The sequence below is a fragment of the Caulobacter hibisci genome (genome assembly GCF_016135805.1).
Lineage (GTDB): Bacteria > Pseudomonadota > Alphaproteobacteria > Caulobacterales > Caulobacteraceae > Caulobacter > Caulobacter hibisci.
In genome coordinates this window covers 594932-619308 of the sequence record NZ_JADWOX010000002.1, presented here as the reverse complement: position 1 = coordinate 619308, position 24377 = coordinate 594932, and the positions used below count along the sequence as shown (strand labels likewise).

General features: G+C 69.3%; 24 protein-coding genes, 1 tRNA gene and 1 pseudogene. 17 read left to right on the top strand and 9 right to left on the bottom strand.

The window, feature by feature from the left end; all coding sequences use genetic code 11:
• Positions 1–38: 38 nt before the first annotated feature.
• Positions 39–977, bottom strand: coding sequence for a septal ring lytic transglycosylase RlpA family protein (locus tag I4Q42_RS06040; RefSeq protein WP_198575147.1), 939 nt, complete (start codon positions 975–977; stop codon positions 39–41).
• Positions 978–1112: 135 nt separating this feature from the next.
• Here I4Q42_RS06040 and I4Q42_RS06035 point away from each other — a divergent pair.
• A tRNA-Ser gene (locus tag I4Q42_RS06035) sits at positions 1113–1202 on the top strand.
• Between the two features lie 8 nt (positions 1203–1210).
• Here the strand turns inward: I4Q42_RS06035 and I4Q42_RS06030 are convergent.
• Positions 1211–1756, bottom strand: a complete 546-nt coding sequence (locus I4Q42_RS06030; protein ID WP_198575146.1) for a hypothetical protein — start codon at positions 1754–1756, stop codon at positions 1211–1213.
• 155 nt (positions 1757–1911) lie between these two features.
• Here I4Q42_RS06030 and I4Q42_RS06025 point away from each other — a divergent pair, with 155 nt between their 5' ends.
• From I4Q42_RS06025 to I4Q42_RS06015, 3 genes are read left to right on the top strand one after another with little or no spacing between them, the layout of a single operon-like run.
• Positions 1912–2829 (top strand): class I SAM-dependent methyltransferase, encoded by a 918-nt coding sequence (locus I4Q42_RS06025; RefSeq protein ID WP_198575145.1) that lies wholly within the window; start codon positions 1912–1914, stop codon positions 2827–2829.
• On the top strand, positions 2826–3560 hold the full coding sequence (locus I4Q42_RS06020) for a pseudouridine synthase (protein ID WP_198575144.1): 735 nt from the start codon (positions 2826–2828) through the stop codon (positions 3558–3560). Before I4Q42_RS06025 ends, I4Q42_RS06020 begins: the two co-directional genes overlap by 4 nt.
• Positions 3557–3787: a sulfurtransferase TusA family protein gene (locus tag I4Q42_RS06015; protein ID WP_198575143.1), complete on the top strand. Its 231-nt coding sequence runs from the start codon at positions 3557–3559 to the stop codon at positions 3785–3787. Before I4Q42_RS06020 ends, I4Q42_RS06015 begins: the two co-directional genes overlap by 4 nt.
• On the opposite strand, the gene I4Q42_RS06010 is transcribed toward I4Q42_RS06015, so the two are convergent.
• Both I4Q42_RS06010 and I4Q42_RS06005 read right to left on the bottom strand, forming a co-directional pair.
• On the bottom strand, positions 3759–4709 hold the full coding sequence (locus I4Q42_RS06010) for a YihY/virulence factor BrkB family protein (protein ID WP_198575142.1): 951 nt from the start codon (positions 4707–4709) through the stop codon (positions 3759–3761). The genes I4Q42_RS06015 and I4Q42_RS06010 overlap by 29 nt on opposite strands.
• A 346-nt stretch (positions 4710–5055) precedes the next feature.
• The gene (locus I4Q42_RS06005) at positions 5056–6183 is read right to left on the bottom strand and encodes a CaiB/BaiF CoA transferase family protein (RefSeq protein ID WP_198575141.1); all 1128 of its coding nucleotides are present in this window, start codon (positions 6181–6183) and stop codon (positions 5056–5058) included.
• Positions 6184–6368: 185 nt separating this feature from the next.
• Here I4Q42_RS06005 and I4Q42_RS06000 point away from each other — a divergent pair, with 185 nt between their 5' ends.
• The 3 genes from I4Q42_RS06000 to I4Q42_RS05990 are packed head-to-tail and all read left to right on the top strand — an operon-like array spanning position 6369 to position 8615.
• Positions 6369–7691, top strand: a complete 1323-nt coding sequence (locus tag I4Q42_RS06000; protein ID WP_198575140.1) for a diguanylate cyclase domain-containing protein — start codon at positions 6369–6371, stop codon at positions 7689–7691.
• Positions 7692–7707: 16 nt separating this feature from the next.
• Positions 7708–8343, top strand: a complete 636-nt coding sequence (locus tag I4Q42_RS05995; protein WP_198575139.1) for a DsbA family oxidoreductase — start codon at positions 7708–7710, stop codon at positions 8341–8343.
• Positions 8344–8378: 35 nt separating this feature from the next.
• Positions 8379–8615, top strand: coding sequence for a hypothetical protein (locus tag I4Q42_RS05990; protein WP_198575138.1), 237 nt, complete (start codon positions 8379–8381; stop codon positions 8613–8615).
• A gap of 26 nt (positions 8616–8641) precedes the next feature.
• Here the strand turns inward: I4Q42_RS05990 and I4Q42_RS05985 are convergent, their stop codons facing one another.
• Positions 8642–9418, bottom strand: a complete 777-nt coding sequence (locus I4Q42_RS05985) for an EcsC family protein (RefSeq protein ID WP_198575137.1) — start codon at positions 9416–9418, stop codon at positions 8642–8644.
• Between the two features lie 249 nt (positions 9419–9667).
• Between I4Q42_RS05985 and hdaA the strand changes: the two genes are divergently transcribed.
• From hdaA to I4Q42_RS05960, 5 genes are all read left to right on the top strand, one after another.
• Positions 9668–10366: a DnaA regulatory inactivator HdaA gene (hdaA, locus tag I4Q42_RS05980; RefSeq protein ID WP_198575136.1), complete on the top strand. Its 699-nt coding sequence runs from the start codon at positions 9668–9670 to the stop codon at positions 10364–10366.
• 67 nt (positions 10367–10433) lie between these two features.
• Positions 10434–11162: a DUF6624 domain-containing protein gene (locus tag I4Q42_RS05975; RefSeq protein ID WP_198575135.1), complete on the top strand. Its 729-nt coding sequence runs from the start codon at positions 10434–10436 to the stop codon at positions 11160–11162.
• A 76-nt stretch (positions 11163–11238) separates the two neighbouring features.
• Complete coding sequence (locus I4Q42_RS05970; protein WP_198575134.1) at positions 11239–13464, top strand: RNA degradosome polyphosphate kinase; 2226 nt, start codon at positions 11239–11241, stop codon at positions 13462–13464.
• A 97-nt stretch (positions 13465–13561) separates the two neighbouring features.
• Complete coding sequence (locus tag I4Q42_RS05965; protein WP_198575133.1) at positions 13562–15049, top strand: Ppx/GppA phosphatase family protein; 1488 nt, start codon at positions 13562–13564, stop codon at positions 15047–15049.
• Positions 15050–15173: 124 nt separating this feature from the next.
• Positions 15174–15458: a hypothetical protein gene (locus I4Q42_RS05960; RefSeq protein ID WP_198575132.1), complete on the top strand. Its 285-nt coding sequence runs from the start codon at positions 15174–15176 to the stop codon at positions 15456–15458.
• Between the two features lie 15 nt (positions 15459–15473).
• On the opposite strand, the gene I4Q42_RS05955 is transcribed toward I4Q42_RS05960, so the two are convergent.
• Together I4Q42_RS05955 and rnd are read right to left on the bottom strand one after the other, a co-directional pair.
• On the bottom strand, positions 15474–17153 hold the full coding sequence (locus tag I4Q42_RS05955) for an ATP-binding protein (protein ID WP_332873026.1): 1680 nt from the start codon (positions 17151–17153) through the stop codon (positions 15474–15476).
• Between the two features lie 253 nt (positions 17154–17406).
• Entirely contained in the window at positions 17407–18576 is a 1170-nt protein-coding gene (gene rnd, locus I4Q42_RS05950; protein WP_198575131.1) for a ribonuclease D, read from the bottom strand.
• A 125-nt stretch (positions 18577–18701) separates the two neighbouring features.
• Here rnd and purM point away from each other — a divergent pair, with 125 nt between their 5' ends.
• The gene (gene purM, locus I4Q42_RS05945) at positions 18702–19739 is read left to right on the top strand and encodes a phosphoribosylformylglycinamidine cyclo-ligase (RefSeq protein WP_198575182.1); all 1038 of its coding nucleotides are present in this window, start codon (positions 18702–18704) and stop codon (positions 19737–19739) included.
• Positions 19739–20320: a phosphoribosylglycinamide formyltransferase gene (gene purN / locus I4Q42_RS05940; protein ID WP_198575130.1), complete on the top strand. Its 582-nt coding sequence runs from the start codon at positions 19739–19741 to the stop codon at positions 20318–20320. Before purM ends, purN begins: the two co-directional genes overlap by 1 nt.
• A 161-nt stretch (positions 20321–20481) precedes the next feature.
• Here purN and ndk read toward each other — a convergent pair whose 3' ends face one another.
• The gene (gene ndk / locus I4Q42_RS05935) at positions 20482–20901 is read right to left on the bottom strand and encodes a nucleoside-diphosphate kinase (protein WP_198575129.1); all 420 of its coding nucleotides are present in this window, start codon (positions 20899–20901) and stop codon (positions 20482–20484) included.
• Positions 20902–20990: 89 nt separating this feature from the next.
• On the opposite strand from ndk, the gene I4Q42_RS05930 reads away from it, so the two are divergent.
• Together I4Q42_RS05930 and I4Q42_RS05925 are read left to right on the top strand one after the other, a co-directional pair.
• On the top strand, positions 20991–22862 hold the full coding sequence (locus tag I4Q42_RS05930) for an ABC-F family ATP-binding cassette domain-containing protein (protein ID WP_198575128.1): 1872 nt from the start codon (positions 20991–20993) through the stop codon (positions 22860–22862).
• Positions 22863–22961: 99 nt separating this feature from the next.
• Positions 22962–23372, top strand: coding sequence for a hypothetical protein (locus I4Q42_RS05925; RefSeq protein WP_198575127.1), 411 nt, complete (start codon positions 22962–22964; stop codon positions 23370–23372).
• Here I4Q42_RS05925 and I4Q42_RS05920 read toward each other — a convergent pair.
• On the bottom strand, positions 23369–23686 hold the full coding sequence (locus tag I4Q42_RS05920) for a hypothetical protein (RefSeq protein ID WP_198575126.1): 318 nt from the start codon (positions 23684–23686) through the stop codon (positions 23369–23371). The genes I4Q42_RS05925 and I4Q42_RS05920 overlap by 4 nt on opposite strands.
• Before the next feature lie 27 nt (positions 23687–23713).
• On the opposite strand from I4Q42_RS05920, the pseudogene I4Q42_RS26565 reads away from it, so the two are divergent.
• Positions 23714–23863 (top strand): annotated as a pseudogene (locus I4Q42_RS26565) (hypothetical protein).
• Positions 23864–24377 lie beyond the last annotated feature (514 nt).

Sequence of the window (24377 nt, the reverse complement as noted above, 5' to 3'; positions counted from 1 at the left end):
CTCAAATCGGCTGGAACGCGGGGCTTGTCCAGACCTGGTTAGGGCCGCAGCACCGTCGCGTCGCCAAAGCCCAGCGAGGCGACGCGGTCGCGGACGCCCCAGGCCTCGCCCTCGTCGGCGCCGCAGTTGACGACGACGCGGTAGAGCGTGCCGCCGGCGCGGTCCATCGGCTCGACGGTGACCCGACCGGCCGAGGCCAAGCGTTCGGCGGCGCGTTCGGCGTTGTCGCGATTGGCGAAGCTGCCGGCCTGGACGCGGAAGGCGCCCGACGCGGACGACGCCGCCTGGACGATCCGCGCGGGCGGGGCGTCGTCGGGCTGGTCGTAGAGGTTGGAGGCCATTTCGCGCGGGATCTCGCGATAGGCCGGCTTGGCGGGCGGCGGCGTCGCGGGAATGTCGGCGAAGCGGCGGGGCTGGTCGACGGCGGTCTTCGGCGCGGGGCCGATATAGCGGACGCGCACCTTGGCCACGCCCGAGCGGCGATAGCCCAGCTCCTCGGCGGCGGCGCGCGACAGGTCGATGACCCGGTCACCGACGAACGGCCCGCGGTCGTTGACCCGCAGGCGCATCTTCTTGCCATTGTCGAGGTTGGTCACCTCGACGATGGATGGCAGCGGCAGCGTCTTATGGGCCGCCGACGGCAGGTCCATGTCGAAGATCTCGCCATTGGCGGTGCGGCGGTTGTGGAACTGCTCGCCATACCAGGAGCCGACGCCGACGACGTCGTAGTCCGGGTCGTTCTTCGGATAATACCAGATTCCCTTGATCTGATAGGGCTTGTCGGTGCCGCGCAGGCCCTGGCCGTAACCGGGCGGCGGCGGGCCGTGATAGTCGCGGTCGGCGGTGACCTTGGGCGGGGTCTTGTTGATCGGCAGGCGCGGCGACGGCGTCGCGCAGGCGGCCAGGCCCGCGGCGCCCAGCGCCGTCAGGCCCAGGACCTTCAGCGCGCGAATTTCAAAACTGCAGATGCGCCGCATAGGTCGCCAAAACTCCGGATGGTCGTCCCCCATCGTGGTTTCAGCTTCGTTCAGATGTTTTTAGGCTTGGTTAAGGATGCCTGCGACAGATCGCTCTGGAGCCGACGCGCGGGCGCTGATATAGCCGCCCGCTCCGGGCAGGTGGCCGAGTGGTTTAAGGCAGCGGTCTTGAAAACCGCCGTGGGTGAAAGTCCACCGTGGGTTCGAATCCCACCCTGCCCGCCAGATTTCCTTCAGGGCGTTCCGCCGGCCGCGCGATAGTCGCGGCGGGCCTCGTCGAGCGCGGCCTTGGCCTTCCTGGCCTCGGCGCGTCGGCGACCACGGGCGGCGTCGGCCTCCTTCTCCAACTCGGCGAGACGGCGCTCGAACGCCCGCGCCTCTTCCCGGTGACCCGCTTCCAACTCCGCCAGCCTTGCCTCGGCGGCATCAAGGTCTGAGCGGTCGGGCGGAGGCGGCGGTTCTTCCGGTTCAGGGTCCTTGGTCGGTTTGGCGCGCCCGTTCGGCTTCTTTGGTCCATCGGGGATGTCGGGCAGGCTCGGCGCCAGTCCGAACGGGTCCTTGGAGCCCGCTGCGCGCCGCAGAGGCGTTTCGGGATGTTCCAGAGCTGAGGCGATCGCGGCCTCGTCGGTCGCCAGCCTGGCGCTTCCCTCGGCGAACAGGTTCTGGCGCACGCCCCAGGCGTCGAGGGCCGCTTGCTGGCTGGACGCGGCGACGACGGAATCGTGGAAGCCGAACTGGGCTTCGAAGACCTTCAGGCGGCGCGCGCGGGGCTTGGCCATGGCGGATCCTCCCTCGCCGAGCCAATCCGTTTCGAGCGGCGAAGTTCCCCCGTCTGGCGCGCCCTCTGGCGTCAGGGGCCTCGCCAAGGTAACCAACGCCCTTTCGAGGCGGCCTTTCGCGCCGCCCAGCCATCGTGATCAAGATCCTGACCTCCATGACCGACACCGCCTCCGCCGCCGTCTATGGCTTTCCCCCGCGCGAGGTGATCGAGACGCCGCGCGGCGCGGTGCAGACCGCTCCGACCGTTCCGGGCGCCGAGCCCCTGGAGGGCCTGGCCGACGCCTCGCTCGACGCCTTCACCGCCCTGGCGCCGGCCGGCGCCGTGGAGCGCCGCTATGTGCTGGCCCAGATGCTGCGGGCGCTGAAGCCCGGCGGCCGGCTGACCGTAGCCGCCCCCAAGGATCGCGGCGGCCTGCGTCTGAAGAAGGAGCTGGAAGGCTTCGGCTGCAAGATCGGCGAGGACGCCCGCCGTCACCACCGCATCTGCGTGACCCTGCGCCCCGAGGCCCCGACGGGCCTGGCCGAAGCGCTGGCCGACGGCGCCCCGCGCCGGATCGACGGCGAAGGCCTGTGGACCCAGCCGGGCGTGTTCAGCTGGGATCGGCTCGACACCGGCACCGCCCTCCTGATGAGCGCCCTGCCCGCCTTCTCCGGCGCTGGCGCCGATCTTGGCTGCGGCATCGGCGTGCTGGCCCACCAGGTGCTGGCCTCGCCCAAGGTGACCAAGCTGGCCCTGATCGACATCGACCGCCGGGCCCTGGACGCGGCGCGGCGCAATGTCGGCGACGAGCGGGTGAGCTTCGCCCACGCCGACGTGCGGCTGGGCCTGCCAGAGTTGTCGGGCCTGAACTTCGTGGTCAGCAACCCGCCGTTCCACGAGGGCGGCGGCGAGGACAAGGCGCTGGGCCAGGCGTTCATCCGCGGGGCCGCGGCCCTGCTGCGCAAGGGCGGCGTACTGTGGCTGGTGGCCAACCGTCACCTGCCCTACGAGGCGGTGCTGGCCGAGCACTTCAGCCGCGTACGCTCGGCGCTCGACCAGAACGGCTTCAAGGTGTTCGAGGCCGTCAAATGAGCAAGCCGCTGATGGCCAGGCTCGACCGGCTGCTGGCCAATCTGGGCTATGGCGCGCGGCGCGAGGTCCAGGCCCTGGTGGCGGCCGGCAAGGTGACCTTCGACGGCGTGCCGCTGAAGGACGCCGGCAAGCGCATCGCGGTGACGGCCGACCTGCCCCAGCACCTGATGATCCGGGGCGTGCCTGTGGATCCGCCGGCCCCGCTGGTGCTGCTGATGAACAAGCCGCTGGGCGTGGTCTGCTCGCACCGGGAGGACGGTGAGCGGATCTACGACCTGCTGCCCAAGCGCTGGCAGGTGCGCGATCCGGCGCTGTCGAGCGTCGGGCGGCTGGACAAGGACACCTCGGGCCTGCTGCTGATCACCGACGACGGCGATTATCTGCACCGGGTGATCTCGCCCAAGCGCCATGTGGCCAAGACCTATCTGGCCAGCCTCGACCGACCGCTGTCGGGCAAGGAGGCGCAGGCCTTCGCCGCCGGGACGCTGATGCTGGAGGGCGAGGAAAAGCCGCTGGCGCCGGCCCAGTTGGAGGTGATCGACGAGACCACCGCCCGACTGACCATCACCGAGGGCCGCTATCATCAGGTGCGCCGGATGTTCGCGGCCATGGGCAACCATGTCGTGGCCCTGCATCGCGAGCGGATCGGCGGCATCGTGCTGCCGGCCGACCTGGAGCCGGGCAAGCACCGGATCCTCAGCGCCGAAGAGGCCGAGCAGGTGTTTTCGTGAGCGACATCGAGGTCGACGCGCGCGGGCATCGCTGCCCGGTGCCGACCTTGAAGCTGCGCAAGGCGCTGGAACAGGCGCCAGGCGGGGCGACGGTGCGGCTGCTGGCCGACGACCCGATGGCGCGCATCGACGTGCCGCACTTCGCTCGGCAGTTGGGGGCGACGCTGGAGGGGGTCGAGGACCTGCCCTCCGGCGTGATCAGCTTTCGGGTGACGAAGGCGCCTTGAGGGCGATGGCCTTGGGGCCTTCGACCAGGGCCTGGGGTCGCTCGTCGAGCGCGATCTCGACCTCGGTGGCCAAAGCGCCGCCGTAGAACACAGCGTTGACGCTCCACGACAGCCAGATCAGGAAGATGATCACGGCCGAAATCGAGCCGTAGGTCGCGCCCAGATGGGCCACCTTCTCGACGTAGAAGGCGCTGGCCCACGACATGAACACGCAGAACAGAGCCGCGGCGACGCCGCCGGTGATCGAGGCGCGCCAGCCGACCGGGGCGCGCGACATGGCGTAGCGGTAGATCAGGGTCATGCCGAAGACGAGGCCAAGGGTGGCCCAGGTCCACTCGCTCTGGATCCAGGACACGCCCTCCAGCGGCCGCAGGTTCAGGGTGCTGGAGAGCAGCCGAAAGGTCAGGAAGATCCCCGACATGGCGAACAGCAGGCCGAAGGCGGCGATCAGCACGAACAGCGCCATCAGGTTGAAGCCGAAGAAGCCGCGCTGGTCCTCCTCATCATGGATGAACGACAGGCCGGCCAGCAGGGCCTTGAAGCCGCGATGGGCGGCGTAGACGCCGATGACCAGGATGACGAGGCTCTGCAGCGAAACGGTGTAGACCGGCGCATGGGCCAGGCGCTGCATCTCGCTCTGGAAGATCGGCCGCGCGCCGGGCGGCATCATGAAGGCCAGGGCGTCGGCCTGGCGGGCGGCGGTGCTGGGGTCCAGCAAGAGGCTGTAGAGGCCGATCAGGATCGCCAGGCCCGGGAACACCGCCAGCAGGGCGAAGAACGACACCCCGCCGACATAGAGCATGACATCGCGCCCCCACAGCCGGGTGAGGGCCAGGCCGAGGACGCGGAGGATTTCCTGAATCCAGTGGATCGGGTCGAGATCGAGGTCTCGCCAACGGATGGGGGCCTTGGAGGGCTGCATCCGCCGGAACCTGCCCCCGGCGGCCCGGGGAAGCAACCCTTGTACGGCCGCGCTGTTCGAAACACTGGTCTTGGCAAGTCAAAGACGCGCCGCCTCAGGGAAAGCGACGCGTCTCCGCAGGACTTGCCTGAACCGGCCGTCACATCGAGGGACGGGTTGGCGCGGCGGCCGGTCACAGTTCGAAACTAGGATTCGCCGCCTGAACCGCGGCTGAACGTGGTTGTCAGTTTGGCGAGGGTGCGAAAACCTCGCCCTTCGACGAGCTCAGGGTGAGGTTTTCTACTGCGCCGCCCTGTCCTTGGTCCTCATCCTGAGCCTGTCGAAGGACGAGGACCACGCAAGGCGCCTACAGCGCGCCGGCCGCCTCAAGCTCTGCGATCGCCCCCGCCTCGAAGCCCCAATCCGAAAGCGCGGCGGCGTTGTCGCCTCCGATCTTCGGCGGCGGCCCCTGGATGGCGCCGGGGGTGGCCGAGAAGCGGGGCGCGGGGGCGGGCTGGATGACGCCGGCGACCTCGACGAAGGTCTTGCGGGCCTTGTTGTGGGCGTGGCCGGGGGCTTCGTCCATCGACAGGACGGGGGCGAAGCATACGTCGGTGGCGTCCATGATCGCGCACCACTCGTCGCGGGTCTTGGTGGCGATGACGGCGGCCAGCTTCTCGCGCAGGGCCGGCCAGTCCTCGCGGCTCATCTGGGCCTGGAAGTGCGGGTCGGTGATGCCGGTCTTCTCCAGCAGCAACAGGTAGAACTGCGGCTCGATCGAGCCGATCGACACCCACTTGCCGTCGGCGCACTGGTAGGTGTCGTAGAAGTGGGCCCCGCCGTCGAGCAGGTTGCTGCGCCGGCCCTCCTGCCACATCCCCATGGCCTTGAAGCCGTAGAACATGGCCATCAGCGAGGCCGCGCCGTCGCTCATGGCGCAGTCGATGACCTGGCCCTGGCCCGTCTCGCGCGCATGGATCACCCCGGCCAACAGGCCGAAGGCGAGGTAAAGCGCCCCGCCCCCGAAGTCGCCGACCAGGTTCAGCGGCGGGATCGGCTTGTCCTGCGCGCCGATGGCGTCGAGGGCGCCGGTGATGGCGATGTAGTTCATGTCGTGGCCGGCGGCCTTGGCGTAGGGGCCAGTCTGCCCCCAGCCGGTCATGCGGCCGTAGACCAGCTTCGGGTTGCGAGCCAGGGCGACGTCCGGACCCAGGCCCAGGCGTTCCATGACGCCGGGACGGAAGCCCTCGAACACCGCATCGGCGGTCTCCATCAGCTTCAGGCAGGTCTCGACGGCGGCCGGCTGCTTGAGGTCCAGCGCCACCGAGCGGCGGCCGCGGGCGGTGACGTCGGCGGCCGAGGTGCGGCCCGAGCCCTTGCGGTCGATCCGCACGACGTCTGCGCCGAGATCCGACAGCAGCATGCCGCAGAACGGCCCGGGGCCGATCCCCGCGAACTCCAGCACCTTCAGCCCCGAAAGCGGTCCCTGGCCCATCCCGTCTCTCCCGTTCTTCTATCTCGTTGCGGGCAGTAGGACCCGGCTGACGCTCGGTCAGGCAAGCCCGGGCGCAAACCACCTGTCGACAAGGTTAAGCCTGCGACCTTGCATCCCTTTGCCGCACCCAAGCCTCTGCTATGTTGGCTCGCGAATCGTAGGCCTGCGCCAGCGGAGAGACGAATTTGGCGGTGAACGCCCGGATCCTGATCGTGGCGCGTGACGACACGCGGGCCGGTCCCCTGTCGGAGGGGCTGGACCGGCTGGGCTGGCGCACCATCACCGCCCGCGGCCCGTATGCGGCGCTGGCGGCGCTGGGCGACCTGCAGATCGAGGCCGTGATCGTCGACATCGACGCCGCCGGCCCCGACAGCCAGACCCTCGCCCGTCGCCTGAAGGCCGCCGTGGCCCCGCGCCGCCTGCCGGTGATCGCCATCGGCGAGCCGGGCATCGAGGTTGGCCAGAGCGCCTTCGACCTGACCCTGTCGCCGCCGCTGCATCCGTCGCAGGCGGTGCTGCGCCTCGAATCCCTGGTCCGCACGGCCATCGCCGAGGAAGAGTTCGAGCTTCGCCTGACCACCTTCGGCGATCGCGGCCGCCGGCTCGACCTGCCGGAAGCCGCCAGCGTGCCCTATCGCGTGCTGGCCATCGGCGAGCCCGCTCCCCAGTTTCTGGCCCTGTCCAACGCCCTGACCCGCAGCGGCGCGGACGTGGTCGGCGCCTTCACCGCCTACACCGCCTTCGACTACCTGCACGAGCGGGCCTTCGACGCGGTGGTGCTGTGGGCCGGCGAGAACCAGCAGGAGGCGATGTCGATCGCCGCCGGCATGCGCCGCAACACCCGCCTCTTCCACATCCCGGCGCTGCTCTACATGAACGCCGAGAGCTATGTGACCATGTCCGAGGCGTTCCATCGCGGCGTGTCGGACGTGGCCTCGCCGCAGACGCCCGAAGGCGACACCGCCCGCCGGGTGATTGAGCTGGCCCGCAACTATCGCCGGGGCGAAGCCATTCGCGGCGCGCTGGAAAAGGCCCGCAGTTCGGGCCTGATGGACGCCGCCACCGGCCTCTTCACTCGCGACCTGTTCGCCGCCCACCTGTCGCGCCTGGCCGGCGCCGCCCGCGAACGGGGGCGTCCGCTGTCGATCGGCGTGCTGCGCGTCGCCGACAAGCCCGAGGTCCTCTGGGCCCGCCAGAACGGCTGGCTGGACCGCGCCATTCCGCAGATCGGCTCGATGGTCGGTCGCCTAGTCCGCGTCGAGGACACCGCCGCGCGCCTCGCGCCGGAAGTCTTCGCGCTGGCCCTCCCGGCCACCAACCTGACCGCCGCCAAGGCCGCCGCCGAGCGCATCGCCGCGGTCATCGGCTGCACGGCCTTCGACGCCGGCGAGGACCGCAGCCCCTTCGTCTGCGAGTTCGACATCGGCGTGGCCCAGATCGAGCCGGGCGAAACCGCCATCCACGCGCTGGAACGCGCCGCCTCGCTGGCGCTCCAGAAAGCCGTCTAGTCTGTAGGAGCTTCCGATGGGTGCGCCAATCACCGTCGACGTCGTCGCCGATGTCGTCTGCCCCTGGTGCTATCTGGGCTGGCGTCGGATGAAGAGCGCCCTGGCCGCGCGGCCCGACCTGGAGCCGATCGTGGTCTGGCGTCCCTATCAGCTCGATCCCACCCTGCCGGAGGAAGGCGTCGACCGCGCCGCCTACATGGCCGGCAAGTTCAAGGACCCGGCGCGGCTGAAGGCCGTGCACGAGGCCCTGGTCGAGGCCGGCGCCGAGGAAGGCATCGCCTTCGCCTTCGACAAGATCGCCCTGTCGCCCAACACCAGCGCCGCCCACCGCCTGATCCGCTGGGCGCGCGGCGCGGCCGTGCAGGACGCCGTGGTCGAGGCTCTGTTCGCCGCCTATTTCGAACAAGGCCGCGACATCGGCGATCCCATCGTGCTGGCCGACATCGCCAAGACCGCCGGCATGGACGAGGTCGCGGTGCTGGGCCTGCTGTCGGACGGCGCCGACAAGGACGTGATCGTCCAGCAGCACGCCATGGCCGTGCGCGGCGGCGTCACCGGCGTGCCGGTGGCGATCTTCGCCGGCAAGGTGGCGGTGGTCGGGGCCGAGAGCCCGGAAAACCTGCAGAAGGCGATCGAACAGGCGCTGAGCTGACCTGCTCGCCGTCAATCAAGACGGGACCGATCCACATGGCCTCTTCGAACTACGTCGCCGCTACGAAAATGAAGGTCTTCAAGATCTTCGCCATCTTGTTCCTGCTCGTGGCGCTGCCGATGCTGGTCATAGGCGCCGCCAAGGCCCTCGTGACAGGCAAGCCGACGTTCTCCGCCTCGGGCTTTCACTGCGCGGGCGATCCGCCGGACGTCGTCAGATACCATTCCTGCAGCGGCAAGCCGGTGAAGGTGAAACCAGACGCCCGACGCTAGGCTCGTCGGTCGGCGCTCGTCGAAGCTCAGCCGATCAGCGCCTGGCTCTCCAACCGCATCCGATAGGCCATCACCGCCGTGTGGCCGAGCTTCTCGACCAGGCGCCAGTTGACGATCGCCCCGACCGGCGCGCCGACGATCGGCAGGAGCTGGGCCAGTTTCGCCAGGTCGATGTGGTCGCGATACTGCTGCTGGAAGGCGCGCCAGTCGAAGCCGGAGAGGTCGGTGGGGTGCTGGCGGACGTCCCAGCCGTCCATGGCCTCGAACACCCGGGCGCGATGGCCCGCGTCCGAGAAGGCCAGCTCGAAGATGTGCAGGATGTAGAGCCGCTCGGAGAGCTCCGATCCGTCATGGCCGAAGGCGGCGGCGATTTCGAACAGCAGCTTGATCTTGAAGCTCATCAACAGTGGAAAGTCGGCGGCGGCCAGGACGAAGCCCCCTGCCCCGGCGATGCCGCCCTCGGCGGCGGCGGCCTTCTTCCAACCGTCGATGGCCGCGCGCACACGCTCCAGCCGCTCGTCGAGCGTGGCCTGGACCAGCGGCGCGCCGGTGGCGAAGTCCGAACCGGTGAGGATCGCCCGAGTCATGCCCTGCATCGCCGCGGTGATCGCCGCGTGGACCTTCTCCGGGATGATCTTGTTGACCTTCAGTTGCACGGCGCGGGCGGCCTGGCCCAAGGCGCCGGGCGGCCTGGTCATCTGCGCCCGCCAGGCGGCGAGATCGGCGGTGGCGGCGGTCTGGGCCAGAAGAGGTCTCCGAAGCGTTTGAGCGGCCAGATGAATCGCATCGGCCACAGAGATCATGACCCATTCGGCGCGCGGATCGGAGTCCTCCCCAAGGCCCTGTGCATCAACGGGGACAGTTTGGTCATGGCCATCCACACGAAGGCCCACCGAGCGTCCACCGGACATCCACACGTGCGTCCACACCCTTGCCTAGCGTCCACACCTATCGCCTTCTCTATCCCCAAGCGCGCCCGTTCGCCGTCTCGCTGTAAGAGTCTGCGCCGCCTATAGATTGCCGACCATTCACCATGTGACTTCGCCCCGACCTTGAGCCAGCTGAAATTGCCGTTGGAACGTCCGCCGAGCTTCGAGCGGGACGACTTCGCCGTATCGCCGGCCAACGAGGACGCCGTGCGCGCCGTCGATACCTGGCCGGAATGGCCGAACGGCCGCCTGGCCCTGGTCGGCCCCTCGGGCAGCGGCAAGACGCACCTGGCGCGCGCCTGGGCCGAGAAGGCCGGCGCGGTGGTCATCGATGCGGCGGATCCGAACCTCGCGCCGCTGGACCTGCCCGCCCTGCGCGGCCGGGCGATCCTGATCGAGGACGCCGATCGCCGCGCGCTCGGCGGCGTGGTCTCGGACGAGGACCTGTTCCATCTGCTGAACATGGCCGGGATCGACGGCGGCAGCCTGCTGTTGACGGCCCAGGTCGCGCCGCTGGAATGGCGGACGGTGGTGCCCGACCTGCGCTCGCGTCTCAACGCCCTGACCGCCGCCGTCATCGACGAGCCGGACGACGTGGTGCTGGAGGCGGTGCTGCGCCGCGCCTTCGCCGACCGCCTGATCCGCCCGGCCGACGACGTCTACGCGTTCCTGCTGCGCCGCATCCCGCGCAGCGCTCCCGAGGCGGTGGCCCTGGTGGCTCTGCTGGACGAGGCCGCCTCCGAAAGCGGTCGCGGGATCACCCGCGCCTTCGCCGCCCAGGTGCTGGCCTTCGGCGAGGACGAGGATTTCGACGAGGCCTAGAAGGCGGCCAAGCTTTCGCCACGCCCTGACGACAACCTGACGTCGTGACCGGAGGCTGGAGGGGCGGATGCTGGAACTGCTGATCGCGGCGGCGATGCTGGCGCAAACGACCGCCGCGCCAGCGCCGGCGCTCGTGTCGCCTGAGGCCCGGGCGCTGATCGCCTCCGTGCAGGCCTCGATCGACCAGGAACAGGCTCGCCAAGCCGCCCTGCCGCTGCCCAAGGACGACGCCGAACGCCTGGTTCGGCTTGGCCGGCTGGACCAGATTCCGCGCCGCGTGGCCCTGAGCTTCGACTATTCCACCCTGCCGCAAGCCGAGCGGGACGCCGCCATGAGGGCGGCCTTCGCGCCCATCGAGGCGCAGGACAAGTCCAATCGCGAAGCCCTGCTGGCCTTGCTGCCGCCCGAGGGCTGGTTCCTGCGCAGCCGCTATGGCGACAAGGCGGCCACCTCGGCCTTTCACATCATTCAGCATGCCGACACCGCCGCTCAGGAGCGGTTTCTGCCAGCGCTGGAGCCGCTGGTGAGGGCCGGCGAGTTCGAGGGCCAGAACTACGGCATGATGTTCGACCGGGTGGCCACGTCGAATGGACGCCAACAGCGCTATGGCACCCAGTTCCGCTGCGACGGCGGCAAATGGCGGCCCTATCCGATCGAGGACGAAGCCGGGTTGGAAGCCCGCCGCGCCCTCCTGGCCTTCCCCGACCCTTACGCCGAATACAAGGCGCGCATGCAGTCGGGTCCGCCCTGTCCACAGACCCGCTCGCCTCCGCCGCCGGGCATGAAGCTCGACTGAAGACGAAGACAGGCCGTTTGTCTTGCGGCTGTCATCAGGCTCGGTCACGATGCGAGACGTTGCCCTGGAGTAGATGATGACCGACGCCGCCGCCCTCGCGCCCGCCCCTCACAAGGTGGAGACCGCGCCCGAGGATCGCGCGCGCCTGGTGCTCGACGAGGACCAGCTGGCCTCGCCGGAACGCTTCTTCAACCGCGAACTGTCGTGGCTGGCCTTCAACCAGCGCGTCCTCGAGGAAAGCGCCAATCCGCGCCACCCGCTGCTGGAACGCCTGCGCTTCCTGTCCATCAGCGCCAACAACCTCGACGAATTCTACATGGTCCGCGTGGCCGGCCTGAAGGGCCAGGTGCGCGAGGGCGTGCGGGTGGTCAGCCTGGACGGCCTGACGCCGGGCGAGCAGCTGACCCGCATCAACGCCTCGGCCTTCGAGCTGATGAGCGAGCAGCAGAAGATCTGGCGCGAGGTGCGCGCCGAGCTGTGGGCCGAGGGCCTGAAGCTGCTGGACGCCAAGGACATCGTCGGCGCCGACCGCGAGCGGGCCGAGGAGATCTTCAAGACCCGCATCTTCCCGGTGCTGACGCCCCTGGCGGTGGATCCGGCCCACCCCTTCCCGTTTATCCCCAACCTGGGCTTCTGCCTGGCGCTGAAGCTGCGCCGGATTTCGGACGACAAGCATCTCTACGCCCTGGCGCCGATCCCCAACCAGGTTCAGCGCTTCTGGGAGATCGCCAGCACCGCTCGCGGCCGCAAGCGCGAGCGCAAGATCGTGGCGCTGGAAAGCTTCATCATCCTGTTCCTCGACCACCTGTTCCCCGGCTACGAGGTCGAGGGCCGTGGCCTGTTCCGCCTGATCCGCGACAGCGACCTGGAGATCGAGGAAGAGGCCGAAGACCTGGTGCGCGAGTTCGAGGCGCGGCTGAAGAAGCGCCGCCTCGGCCGCGTGGTGCGGGTGAAGATCCAGACCACCATGCCCGCCGACCTGCGCGAGTTCATCACCGAGGGCCTGCGCGCCGCGCCGGAAGACGTGGTGCTGGTCGACGGCAAGCTGGGTCTGGCCCAGATGAGCGAGCTGATCCCGCCCGATCGTCCGGACCTGAAGTTCAAGCCCTACAACGCCCGCTTCCCCGAGCGGGTGCGCGACCACGGCGGCGACTGCTTCGCGGCGATCCGCGAAAAGGACATCCTGGTCCACCATCCGTTCGAGAGCTTCGACGTGGTGGTGCAGTTCCTGCGCCAGGCCGCGCGCGATCCCAACGTGCTGGCGATCAAGCAGACCCTGTACCGAACCTCGAAGGACAGCCCGATCGTGGCGGCCCTGATCGAGGCGGCCGACAACGGCAAGAACGTCACCGCCCTGGTCGAGATCAAGGCGCGCTTCGACGAGGAAAACAACCTCAAGTGGGCGCGCGATCTGGAACGGGCCGGCGTGCACGTGGTGTTCGGCTTCGTCGACTGGAAGACCCACGCCAAGCTGTCGGTGGTGGTGCGGCGCGAGGGCGAGGCCCTGCGCACCTACTGCCACTTCGGCACCGGCAACTATCACCCGCAGACGGCCCGGGTTTACACCGACCTCAGCCTCTTCACCTGCGATCCGGCCATGGGCCGCGACGGCGGCAAGCTGTTCAACTTCATCACCGGCTACGCCCAGCCCGGCGCGCTGGAGAAGCTGTCGTTCTCGCCCCAGACCCTGAAGCCCGACCTGCTGGCCATGATCGCCGCCGAGGCCGCCAACGCCCGCGCCGGCAAGCCAGCCGGCATCTGGGCCAAGATGAACGCCGTGGTCGATCCGCAGATCATCGACGCCCTCTACCTGGCCAGCCAGGACGGCGTGCAGATCGACCTGGTCGTGCGCGGCATCTGCTGCCTGCGTCCCGGGATCAAGGGCCTGTCGGAGAACATCCGCGTCAAATCGATCGTCGGCCGGTTCCTGGAACACAGCCGCGTCGTGGCCTTCGCCAACGGCGCCGACATGCCCAGCGCCCAGACCCGCGCCTTCATCAGCTCGGCCGACTGGATGCCGCGCAACCTCGATCGCCGGGTGGAAAGCCTGGTGCCGGTCGAGAACCCGACCGTGCACCAGCAGGTGCTGAGCCAGATCATGGTCGCCAACCTCAATGACGAGGCTCAGAGCTGGAAGCTGGACAGCGAAGGCCGCTACGCCCGCGACCCGGCCTGGGAAAGCAAGGGCGCCTTCTCGGCCCACGAATACTTCATGACCAATCCCAGCCTGTCGGGCCGCGGGCATCACGTGCAGGACCTGCCGCGGGCCTTCGACCACGTCGGCCCCAAGCGCAAGCGCTGAGGACTTGGCGCTGAAAACCTGGGGAGCGACGGCTTTCGTGACGGTTTCGTCCAAGGCCGCCGCTTCCCCTGCGCGCCGAATGCGTTAAACCAGCCTCATGCCCCTCTCGGCGCCGCGCGACGCGGCCGTGATCGATATCGGCTCAAACTCGGTCCGCCTGGTGGTGTACCGGCTGGAAGGCCGCGCCATCTGGACCGTGTTCAACGAGAAGGTGCTCGCCGGCCTCGGCCGCGAGCTGGGCTCAAAGAACCGCCTGGCCCCCGAGGGCGTCACCCAGACCCTGGCGGCGCTGAAGCGCTTCAAGGCGGTGCTGAAGGCCGTCCAGCCGGCCGAGACCTTCGTGGCCGCCACCGCCGCCGTGCGCGAGGCCAGTGACGGGGCCGCCTTCGTCAAGCGCGTGATCGAAGAGACCGGCCTGACCATCCGCGTGCTGTCGGGCGAGGAAGAGGCCCGCTACGCCGCCCTGGGCGTGCTGGCCGGGACGCCCGACGCCACCGGCGTGGTCGGCGACCTGGGCGGCGCCAGCCTGGAGCTGGTGCGGCTGGAGCCGACCGGCGCGGGCCAGGGCGTGACCCTGCCGCTGGGGCCGTTCAGCCTGGGCCTGGCCGACGGCTTCGACGCCGACCGCGTGCGCCGCATGGCCGCCCAGCGCCTGGCCCCGGTGGCCGAGGCCTTCAAGGCCGACACCTTCCACGCCGTCGGCGGCGCCTGGCGGAACCTTGCTTTGCTGCACATGCGGCTGTCGGGCTATCCGCTGCAGGTCGTCCACCAGTACGAGATCGGCCGCACCGAAGCCCTGGAGGCTGCGCGCCTGGTCTCGCACCAGTCGAAAAGCTCGCTCGAACGCATCGAGGGCATGTCCAAGAAGCGGATCGAGACCCTGCCCTATGCGGCGATCGTGCTGGAAAGCCTGATCGAGCGGCTGGACCTCAAGCGCATCGAGATCTCGGCCTTCGGCGTGCGTGAAGGCCTGCTGTTCGAGGCCATGCCGCCGCGGGTGCGGGGCCTGGACCCGCTGATCGAGGGCTGCGCCTCTCTGACGGCGCGCCAGGGCGTGGCCGACGACCTGGGCGTGGCGCTGGACGCCTGGCTGGCGCCGGCCTTCGACAAGCTGGAGCCCGCCTTCGAGGGCCGCGACGCGGTGCTGACCTCGGCCGCCTGCCGCCTGGCCGACCTTGGCGCGCGGCTGCATCCGGACCATCGCGCCGATCTGGTCTTCGAGCAGGTGCTGCGCGCGCCGATCGCCGGCCAGACCCACGCCGAGCGCGCCTTCCTGGCCGCCGCCGCCTTCGCCCGTCACGCCACGGCCTTCACCCCGCCGGAGATGGTGGTGCTGGATCGTCTGCTCACCCCCGCCCGCCTCAAGCGCGCGCGGGCCCTGGGCGCGGCCATCCGCCTGGGCTGCGATCTTTCGGGCCGCAGTCCGGCCCTGCTGTCGCGCTCACGACTGACGATCGACAAGACCGAGGTCCAGCTGTCGGCCGAACCCGGCTATGCGGCCATGCTGCTGGGCGAACAGACCGCCAAGCGCGCCAGCACCCTGGCCCAGGTGCTGGGCCTGAAGCTGAAGATCGCCCCCCTCTAGGGCGTCAGCGGCATCCGTCGAAGCTTGGCTGCGACAGCCGGCCGCACCCGAACAGCGTTCCGCGAGCATGGTTTGTTATCCACGCAAGGCGAAGCTCTCCGTCTCAGCAGGGGAGCCAGCCGACATGCAGAAGCAAGTCGCCGAACAGCACGACTACCAGATCGAAACCACCGAAGCCTCGCCGTCGCCCGCGCCGCCAACCGGCGAGATCGTCCGCCTGGCCGGGGCCAGCGCGACGCCCGTCGACAGTCCGGCCCGCCGTCTACAGCAGGACCTGGCCGCGGCCTTCGGCGCCCGCCAGGGCTGGACGGTGAAGCGCACCGTGCTGCTCGGCGCGGCCTATCACGTCGTGGTGCTGGTGGCGCTGGGCCTGGCGGCCAGCGAGACGCTGTCGCACCTGTTCAGCTAAGACCCTTTTTCGGGATCAGGCGCCGCCCAGCACCCGCACCAGAACGGCGTGCAGGGCGGCGACCTCGAACGGCTTCTCGACGAAATCCTGCATGCCCGCCGCGCGGCAGGCGGCCACCTCGGCCTGACTGACCGCGCCGGTCACCGCCACAACGGGCGTCGCCCGGTTCAGGCCGTCGGCGCGCAGCCGCCGGGTGGTGTCCAGGCCGTCCAGCCCCGGCATGTTGACGTCCATCAGCACCACGTCGAAGCGCGTGGCGGCGGCCAGGCCCAGCGCCGTCTCGCCGTCAGCGGCCAGGGTCACCTTCAGGCCGAAGGCTTCGAGCACCTGGGCCAGGGTGCGGCGGTTGATCTCGTGGTCGTCGACCACCAGCACGGCCGCAGCGTCGGTGAAGCCGTCGGCGGGCGCATCCAGCGGCTCGGGCGCGGGCGGCTCCTCGCCTACGGGCGCCGGCAGGGTCAGGATGAAGCGCGCGCCGCGTCCCTGGGCCGACTCCGCAGCCAGGTCGCCGCCCATCAGGCGGGCCAGATCGCGGCTGATGGCCAAGCCCAGGCCCGTGCCGCCGAAGGTGCGGGCGGTGTCTGCGCCCAGCTGGTCATAGGCCGTGAACAGACGCTGCAACTGCTCGGGGCCCAGGCCCGGCCCGGTGTCGGTCACCGACAGGGTCAGCAGGAGGCCGCCCTCGGCGCGCGGGGCGACTTCCAGTTCGACGCAGATCCGCCCGTCCGGCGTGAACTTGATGGCGTTGGACAGCAGGTTGTTGAGCACCTGGCGCAGGCGCACCGGGTCGCCCTTGATCCAGCGCGGCAGGCGATGGCCGCCGGTGAAGCGCAGCGCCAGGCCCTTGGCCCGGGCCTCGGCGCGCCAGAACCGCAGGGTGTCGCAGATCAGGATGCGCGGGGCGAAGTCGATGGACTCCACCGTCATGCGCCCGGCCTCGATCTTCGACAGGTCGAGCAGGTCGTTGAGCAGGGCTCGCATCATCACGCCGGCGTCGGCGATCAGCCCGGCCTTGGCCCGCGACTGGCCGCGCGAGGCGCGGGCGATCTCGCCGGCCCCGGCCAGGATGGCGCTGAGCGGGGTGCGCAGCTCATGGCTGACCATGGCGACGAAGGCGCTCTTGGCGGCGTCGGCGGCCACGGCCTGCTCGCGGCGGATCTCGGCGGCCGCCCTCGCCTCGCGCTCGGCCACCAGGGTGTGGCGCGACCAGCCGAACACCAGGGCCGTGACCAGGGCCATCAGACCGCCGCCGGCCAGGAAGGCGCGCACGCCCGGATCGGCGCCGCCGGCCAGCAGCGGGGTGAGGAACAGATAGGCCAGATGCGGTGTGACGGTGGCGGCGAACCCCAGGCGCGAGCCCTTGGCGCCCATCAGGGCGGTGAGGATCGAGCCGGCCAGCAACAGGGCAGCCCCGGCCGCGCCGCTGGGCAGGCCCGTCCGCCACAGCGGCACCGCGGCCCAGCCGAAGGCGACGGCCAGCAGGAAGTCGGCGGCCAGGCAAACCAGGATCCAGCGCACGGGATCGCGTTCGAAGACGCGCAGGGCCAAGGCCTGCAGGATCTGGGCGGCCAGACAGGCCAGGGCCCAGGGCAGCATGAAGGCGAATTGCACCTGCAGGCCGACGGCCGCGCAGATCACCGCGATGACGAACAGGCGCAGCGGAATCTGCTGCCGCAGCGCCTTGGCGGGCCTCACATAGCTACGCGCGGCCCTGACCGGCCACGGATCCGGTTCCGTGTACGCCAACTCGACCTAGTTCCCCAGTCTTCGGCCGTCCCCACGGCCGACATCTCCGTGGCGCCGTTATAGCGCCCGGAGGTCACAATGAATTTGTCAAAACATGTCAGCGGCAAGGCGGCTGTGCCGTCTTGCACAAAGCGGAGATTGCTCTCGCGCCGGCCCGCGGGCGGCGCAACCCTCTTTTGGGCCGCGCCGCCTGGAGCTCGGATCAGGCCGGGCGCGGGGCCCGGCGGACTTCGACGACGCGGACCTTGGTCCCGTCGAGCACCAGGGCCAGTTCGCCCCGCTTGATCTTCAGGGCGTCGGCGCCGAAGGCCTCGCGCCGCCAGCCTTGCAGGGCCGGGGTCTCGGCTTCGTCGTCGGCGGCGATCTTCTCGAGATCCGAAACCGTGGCGATCAGCTTGGAGGCCACGCCGGCTTCCTCGGCGCGAGCCTTGAGCAGCACCTTAAGCAGCTCGACCACGGCGCCGGCCGAAGGCGGCGGCGGCGGGCCGGGCTTATCGACCACGGGGGCGTAGCCCTCGGGATCGGCCAGGGCGGCCTTGATCGCGGCCAGGAGGTCCGGACCGAACTTGCTGCCACCGAAGCCCTTGGGCACGCCGCGCAGGGTGTTGAGGCCCTCCAGCGAAGTCGGGGCCTGGGTGGCCAGCTCGTCGATGGCCTCGTCCTTGAGGATGCGGCCGCGCGGCTGGTCGCGCTGTTGGGCGGTGCGTTCGCGCCAGGCCGAGACGGCCTTGAACACGGCCAGGTACTTGGCTTGGGTCTTGCGCGGACGCAGGCGGCGCCAGGCCTTTTCCGGGTCGACATCGTAGGCGGCCGGATCGCTCAGCGCCTTCATCTCCTCCTCGACCCAGGCCAGGCGGCCTGATTCCTGGAGGCGATCGCGCAGCACCGGGAACAGCCGCGCCAGGTGCGTCACGTCGGCCAGGGCGTAGGCCAGCTGGGCGTCGGTCAGCGGGCGGCGGGCCCAGTCGGTGAAGCGGCTCGACTTGTCGATTTCGATCTTCAGCATCTGACGCACAAGGGCGTCATAAGCGATCTGCTCGCCGAAACCCGCGGCCATGCCGGCCACCTGGGTGTCGAACAAAGGCGTCGGCATCGCTTTGAGATTGTTGAAGATCTCGACGTCCTGACGGGCGGCGTGGAACACCTTGAGCAGGGTCTCGTCGCGCATCAGTTCGAGCAGCGGCTCGAGGTCGAGGCCGTCCGCCAGCGGATCGATCACGGCGTCCGAAGACGGTGAGGCGACCTGAATCAAGCAGAGCTTGGGCCAATAGGTGGTCTCGCGCATGAACTCGGTGTCCACGGCGATGAAGGGCTGCCCCTTCAAACCATTACAGAACTCCGCCAGCGCGGCGGTGGTGGTGATCGGCGTCATCGGCTGCTAATAGCCTCGCGCACCCCCGAGTCTGCAAGCGTCAAGCGTTGCGGAGCAGCCACTTTTCTGTCCCAAAGCGCCCGAGGCGGGTCGCGAAGGGCCTGGAACCACAGATGAGCGACCCGATGAGCGATCCGAAGACCGACCACGCCGGCGGCCTGACCTACGCCCAGGCGGGCGTCGACATCGATGCCGGCAACGCCCTGGTGGACGCCATCAAGCCTCTGGCGAAAGCGACCCGTCGCCCCGGCGCGGAAGCCAGCCTTGGCGGTTTCGGCGCGCTGTTCGACCTGAAGGCGGCCGGCTACGAGGACGCCCTGCTGGTGACGACCACCGACGGCGTCGGCACCAAGCTGCGCATCGCCATCGACGCGGGCATGCACGCCACGGTCGGCATCGACCTGGTGGCCATGTGCGTCAACGACCTGCTGGCGCAAGGCGCCGAGCCGCTGATGTTCCTGGACTACTTCGCCACCGGCAAGCTCGACGTCGAGACCGCCAAGAGCGTGGTGGCCGGCATCGCCGAGGGCTGCAAGCTGGCCGGCGCGGCCCTGGTGGGCGGCGAGACCGCCGAGATGCCGGGCATGTACAATGACGGCGAATACGACCTGGCCGGCTTCTCGGTCGGCGCGGTTGAGCGCGACGGCGTGCTGCCCAAGCTCGACAAGCAGCGGGCCGGCGACGTGATCATCGGCCTCGGCTCGTCGGGTCCGCACTCGAACGGCTATTCGCTGGTGCGCCGCGTGGTCGAGCGCTCGGGCCTGGCCTGGGACGCTCCGGCGCCCTTCGAAGACGGCAAGAGCCTGGCCGAGGCCCTGATGGCCCCGACCCGCATCTATGTGAAGTCGCTCCTGCCGCTGCTGCAGTCGGGCCGGGTCAAGGGCGGCGCCCACATCACCGGCGGCGGCCTGATCGAGAACCCGCCGCGCTGCATCGCCGAGGGCCTGGTTCCGCAGTTCGACTGGAACGCCTGGGCCCTGCCGCCCGTGTTCGAGTGGCTGCAAGAGGTCGGTCAGATCGACGCCCACGAACTGCGCCGCACCTTCAACTGCGGCGTCGGCTTCATCCTGATCGTCGCCCAGTCGGACGTGGAGCCGGTGCTCGCCGCGCTGCTGAATGCCGGCGAAGACGCCTTTGTCTGCGGTCAGCTGGCCCAGGCCTGATGACGGCAAGGACCAAGGTCGCCGCCCTGATCTCGGGCCGGGGCTCCAACATGGAGGCCCTGGTCCGCGCCGCCCAGGATCCCGCCTGCCCGTTCGAGATCGCCCTCGTCTTGGCCAACAAGGCCGACGCCGGCGGTCTGGCGACGGCCCAGGCGGCCGGGATCGAGGCTCTTTGCGTCGAGAGCAAGCCGTTCGGCAAGGACCGCGAGGCTCATGAGCGCGCGGTCGATACGGCCCTGCGCGAGCGCGGCATCGAGGTCATCGCCCTGGCCGGCTACATGCGGATTCTAACGCCGTTCCTGGTCGACGCCTGGGAAGGCCGGATGCTCAATATCCATCCGTCGCTGTTGCCCAAGTATCCGGGCCTCGACACCCACGCCCGCGCCATCGCGGCCGGGGATGCGGAGGCGGGGTGCACGGTGCATCTGGTCACGGCGGGGGTCGACGAAGGCCCGATCCTGGGCCAGGCGCGGGTGCCGATTGAGATTGGCGATAATGACCATGCGCTGGCGGTGCGGGTGCTGAAGGAAGAGCACAGGCTCTATCCGGCGGTGCTGAGCGCGTTCGTGCGAGGGCTTTGAGGGCCCTCATTCACCACCCCATATTTGCCTTCCCCGCCACGAAGGCGAGGAAGGCGGTTGGAGGGGTGGCGAGAAGCAAGCCCCACAGCACACCAAACCCCAAACAAAAAGGCCGGCGGGTTTCCCCGCCGGCCTTTTGCCGTCGCTAAAGCTCGAAAGCCTTAGCCGACGATGTCTTCGTCCTTGAAGAACTGGGCGATTTCGATGCCCGCGTTCTCGAGGCTGTCCGAACCGTGGACCGAGTTTTCGCCAATCGACAGGGCGAACAGCTTGCGGATGGTGCCTTCGGCGGCGTTGTCCGGGTTGGTGGCGCCCATGACTTCGCGGTACTTGGCCACGGCGCCTTCGGCTTCCAGGACCTGCACGACGACCGGCTCGGCAGTCATCTGGGCGACGAGTTCACCGTAGAACGGGCGCTCGGCGTGCACTTCGTAGAACTTCTTGGCTTGGGCGTCGGTCAGGTGGACGCGGCGCTGGGCGACGATGCGCAGACCGGCTTCCTCGATCACGGCGTTGATCTTGCCGGTGATGTTGCGGCGGGTCGCGTCGGGCTTCAGGATCGAGAAGGTGCGTTCGGTCATTCCGAAAATCTCACAGAGAAAGTTTGTGAATTGGGAGGTTGCGGGCTTATAGCCGGGCGCCTCCTCCCCGCCAACCCCGCGTTCCCAACATGCTTCAGATCAACGAACTTACTTTCGACGCCTGGGGACGCCGGTTCTTCGACAAGGCGACCGTCAGCCTGCCGCCGGGGGCCAAGGTCGGGCTGATCGGCCGCAACGGCGTGGGCAAGTCGACGCTGTTCAAGCTGATCCTGGGCCAGCTGGTCGCCGCCGGCGACGAGATCAGCCTGCCCAAGAACGCCCGCATCGGCTCGGTGGACCAGGAGCACCCGGCCACGCCCGTGACCCTGCTCGACACCGTGCTGGAGGCCGACGAGGAGCGTCACGACCTGCTGACCCGGCTGGAAACCGCCGATCCGGAGGAGATGGGCGAGATCTGGGGCCGGCTGATCGAGATCGACGCCGACTCGGCGCCGTCGCGGGCCTCGGAAATCCTGGCGGGCCTGGGCTTCACCCAGGAAGACCTGCAACGGCCGATGAGCGAGTTCTCGGGCGGCTGGCGGATGCGCGTGGCCCTGGCCGCGGCGCTGTTCGCCGAGCCCGACATGCTGCTGCTCGACGAGCCGACCAACTATCTCGACCTCGAAGGCGCCCTGTGGCTGGAAGCGCGCCTGAAGAAGTATCCGCACACCGCCCTGATCGTCAGCCACGACCGCGAACTGCTCAACAACAGCTGCACGCACATGCTGCACCTGGCAGGCGGCAAGCTGGAGCTCTATGTCGGCGGCTACGACGACTTCGAGAAGCGCCGCGCCGAGAAGGCCCGCCTGCAATTGTCGGCCAAGGCCAAGCAGGACGCCGAGCGCGCCCACCTGCAATCCTTCGTCGACCGCTTCAAGGCCAAGGCGTCCAAGGCCGCCCAGGCCCAGTCGCGGATGAAGCGCCTAGCCAAGATGGAGCCGGTGTCGACGACGATCGAGGAGCGCGTCGCGCCCTTCACCCTGCCCTCGCCGCCGCGCCCGCTGCCGCCGCCGCTGATCAGGCTGGAAAAGGCCAATGTCGGCTACGAGGACGGCCGTTCGATCCTCAAGAACCTCAACCTGCGCATGGACCTGGACGACCGCATCGGCCTGCTGGGCGTCAACGGCGCGGGCAAGTCGACCTTCGCCAAGATGATCGCCGGGGCCCTGACCGTGCAGTCGGGCGAGCTGCATCGCGACAAGAAGATGAAGGTCGGCTGGTTCCACCAGCACCAGATCGAGGCGATGGATCCCAACGACACCCCGCTGGAGATCGTCCGCCGGGCCATGCCGGACTCCAGCGAATCCTCGCGCCGCTCGCGCCTGGCCCAGTGGGGCCTGAACTTCGACAAGCAGGAGACCACGGTCGCCAGCCTGTCGGGCGGCGAGCGGGCCCGTCTGCTGCTGAACCTGGTGGCCATGGACGCCCCGCACGTCCTGATCCTCGACGAGCCGACCAACCACCTCGACATCGACAGCCGCCGGGCCCTGCTCGACGCCCTGAACGACTACGAGGGCGCGGTGCTGCTGATCACCCACGACCGCTCGCTGATGGAGCTGGTGGCCGACCGGCTTTGGCTGGCCGCCGACGGCAAGGTCGTGCCGTTCGACGGCGACATGGACGACTACGCCAAGTTCGTGCTCGACCGCGCCAAGCAGGCGGTGAAGCCGACCCAGGTGGCCCGCGAGCCGGTCAAGGCCGAGCCCGCCGCCCCCCCGCGCAAGACCGTCGCCGTCGAGCCGCTGCGCCGCAAGGTCGAGGCGGCCGAGCAGGTGCTCAACCGCAAGACCCGCGACCTGGCCGAGCTGGAAGCCCAGCTGGCCGACCCGCAGCTCTATGTGAAGACACCGGCCAAGGTGCCCGAACTGGAGAAGCGCCGCGACAACGCCAAGGCCAAGCTCGACGAGGCCGAGGCGGCGTGGATGGACTTGGCCGAGCAGCTGGCCGAGGCCGAGGGCTAGAGCTTCACCTTAGGCGAGGCGCGGAAAAATCGCGGTAAACGTCAGTAAACCAAGACGTTTAGGCCTTCCGTGACACCTATGGGCGCAAAACTGCGACCCATGAGCGCAGCCCTTTCCAGTCGCAACCATGTGATCGCCAACCCGGAAGGGTTGTCGGCCGCCAGCGTGCTGGAGGCCTTCGCCGAGTGGCTGGACCAGCGGCTGGCCGAGGCCACCCGGCTGGAGATGGACCTGGCCTTCCGCGACCGTCCGTTCGACGTCGAGATCGGCCGCAGCCCCGCCCTGGTCGGCTGGGAGCACCGCTACCTTGCCCCCGGCGCGACCGCGCCCAAGGGCAAGATGTGGACGGTCTACCGCCTGCACGACCAGGAAGGCCGTCCCAGCGAACTGGCCGCCGCCCGCGCCGGCGCCGACACCCTGGAAGACCTGACGCCGCTGCTCGGCGAGCTGGGCTATCTGGGCGTGTTCGACGGCGAGGTGGCGATGTTCCCGGGCGTGGGCAAGCGCTAGCGTTTCAGGCGGGCCGCCTCTTCCTCCAGCGCCTTCACGATCCCCGGCCAGACCGGCTTGGTGTTGTTCTGGAATTCCAGCTGAATGTTGCGCACGCTGGTCCAGCAGCGGATTCCCTCGTTCATTTCCTCGCGAAAACTGGCCAGTTCGTCGGCGGGCGCCTTGTGGGCGATGCGCTCGACGTCCCGCACCATGCGCTGGAGAGAGGCGATGTTGGCCTCGCTATCGGCGATCATGCGCTGACTGATGCGATTGAGAGGCTTGCCGTTAGGCGTGCGACGCAGGCGGCTGCGCGGGGGCTTGGACTTGGGCATGGGGTTCTCCGCTTCGTCCTTCTCCCCTTGCGGGAGAAGGTGTCGCCGACAGGCGACGGATGAGGGGTCGCGCGGACGGTTCTGAGAGACCCCTCACCCGACCTGCTTCGCAGGCCACCCTCTCCCGCAAGGGGAGAGGGGCACGGCTTTTCGGTCTCCCGCGCGAATGCGCGTTAGGTCGGGAAGGCGCGGAGCGGCCGGGCGGAGCCCGGAGACCGTGATGGGTTTTAGCGTTTCGGCTTCGTCAGACCGCTCCGCCGCATCGTTGGCTCGAAGGACCGGGGGCGTAGGCGCTATTTCAGCCATTGGCCCGGCTAGCCCTCGGACGGGCAGGATCGACAGCCCCGCGGTAATCCGGCGCGGCCTCGGCTGATCCTGTTGAACCGGTTTGAACGTTCCCGGCCTGTCGACCCGCTTGTCGCGTCACGGAACGGCTGACGGCCCAATCACGCCTTCTGAGCGATCCTGCAAACCCGCCCTTCCCATGACGCTCCAAGCGGCCCCGCTCGATGCGATCACAGCCGCAACTTGGGCCGGTACCAAGAGCCCTCCCCATGGCTGGGATGACTGTGAGTATGGGGGTGGTTTGAGTGGGTGGGGATCGATTGGGGTTATAAAGTTGTAGGCCCTTGAGTTCGCTGGACTCTTTTCTGAGTTCGCCGTGTGAGCAGCGTGCGTACGGCCCACCCCA

Excerpts from the sequence above, each read along its gene's own strand:
- I4Q42_RS06040 (WP_198575147.1), bottom strand. The coding sequence starts at position 977 with ATGCGGCGCATCTGCAGTTTTGAAATTCGCGCGCTGAAGGTCCTGGGC.
- I4Q42_RS06030 (WP_198575146.1), bottom strand. The coding sequence starts at position 1,756 with ATGGCCAAGCCCCGCGCGCGCCGCCTGAAGGTCTTCGAAGCCCAGTTC.
- I4Q42_RS06025 (WP_198575145.1), top strand. The coding sequence starts at position 1,912 with ATGACCGACACCGCCTCCGCCGCCGTCTATGGCTTTCCCCCGCGCGAG.
- I4Q42_RS06020 (WP_198575144.1), top strand. The coding sequence starts at position 2,826 with ATGAGCAAGCCGCTGATGGCCAGGCTCGACCGGCTGCTGGCCAATCTG.
- I4Q42_RS06010 (WP_198575142.1), bottom strand. The coding sequence starts at position 4,709 with ATGCAGCCCTCCAAGGCCCCCATCCGTTGGCGAGACCTCGATCTCGAC.
- I4Q42_RS06005 (WP_198575141.1), bottom strand. The coding sequence starts at position 6,183 with ATGGGCCAGGGACCGCTTTCGGGGCTGAAGGTGCTGGAGTTCGCGGGG.
- I4Q42_RS05995 (WP_198575139.1), top strand. The coding sequence starts at position 7,708 with ATGGGTGCGCCAATCACCGTCGACGTCGTCGCCGATGTCGTCTGCCCC.
- I4Q42_RS05990 (WP_198575138.1), top strand. The coding sequence starts at position 8,379 with ATGGCCTCTTCGAACTACGTCGCCGCTACGAAAATGAAGGTCTTCAAG.
- I4Q42_RS05985 (WP_198575137.1), bottom strand. The coding sequence starts at position 9,418 with ATGATCTCTGTGGCCGATGCGATTCATCTGGCCGCTCAAACGCTTCGG.
- I4Q42_RS05975 (WP_198575135.1), top strand. The coding sequence starts at position 10,434 with ATGCTGGAACTGCTGATCGCGGCGGCGATGCTGGCGCAAACGACCGCC.
- I4Q42_RS05970 (WP_198575134.1), top strand. The coding sequence starts at position 11,239 with ATGACCGACGCCGCCGCCCTCGCGCCCGCCCCTCACAAGGTGGAGACC.
- I4Q42_RS05965 (WP_198575133.1), top strand. The coding sequence starts at position 13,562 with ATGCCCCTCTCGGCGCCGCGCGACGCGGCCGTGATCGATATCGGCTCA.
- I4Q42_RS05960 (WP_198575132.1), top strand. The coding sequence starts at position 15,174 with ATGCAGAAGCAAGTCGCCGAACAGCACGACTACCAGATCGAAACCACC.
- rnd (WP_198575131.1), bottom strand. The coding sequence starts at position 18,576 with ATGACGCCGATCACCACCACCGCCGCGCTGGCGGAGTTCTGTAATGGT.
- purM (WP_198575182.1), top strand. The coding sequence starts at position 18,702 with ATGAGCGATCCGAAGACCGACCACGCCGGCGGCCTGACCTACGCCCAG.
- purN (WP_198575130.1), top strand. The coding sequence starts at position 19,739 with ATGACGGCAAGGACCAAGGTCGCCGCCCTGATCTCGGGCCGGGGCTCC.
- ndk (WP_198575129.1), bottom strand. The coding sequence starts at position 20,901 with ATGACCGAACGCACCTTCTCGATCCTGAAGCCCGACGCGACCCGCCGC.
- I4Q42_RS05930 (WP_198575128.1), top strand. The coding sequence starts at position 20,991 with ATGCTTCAGATCAACGAACTTACTTTCGACGCCTGGGGACGCCGGTTC.
- I4Q42_RS05925 (WP_198575127.1), top strand. The coding sequence starts at position 22,962 with ATGAGCGCAGCCCTTTCCAGTCGCAACCATGTGATCGCCAACCCGGAA.
- I4Q42_RS05920 (WP_198575126.1), bottom strand. The coding sequence starts at position 23,686 with ATGCCCAAGTCCAAGCCCCCGCGCAGCCGCCTGCGTCGCACGCCTAAC.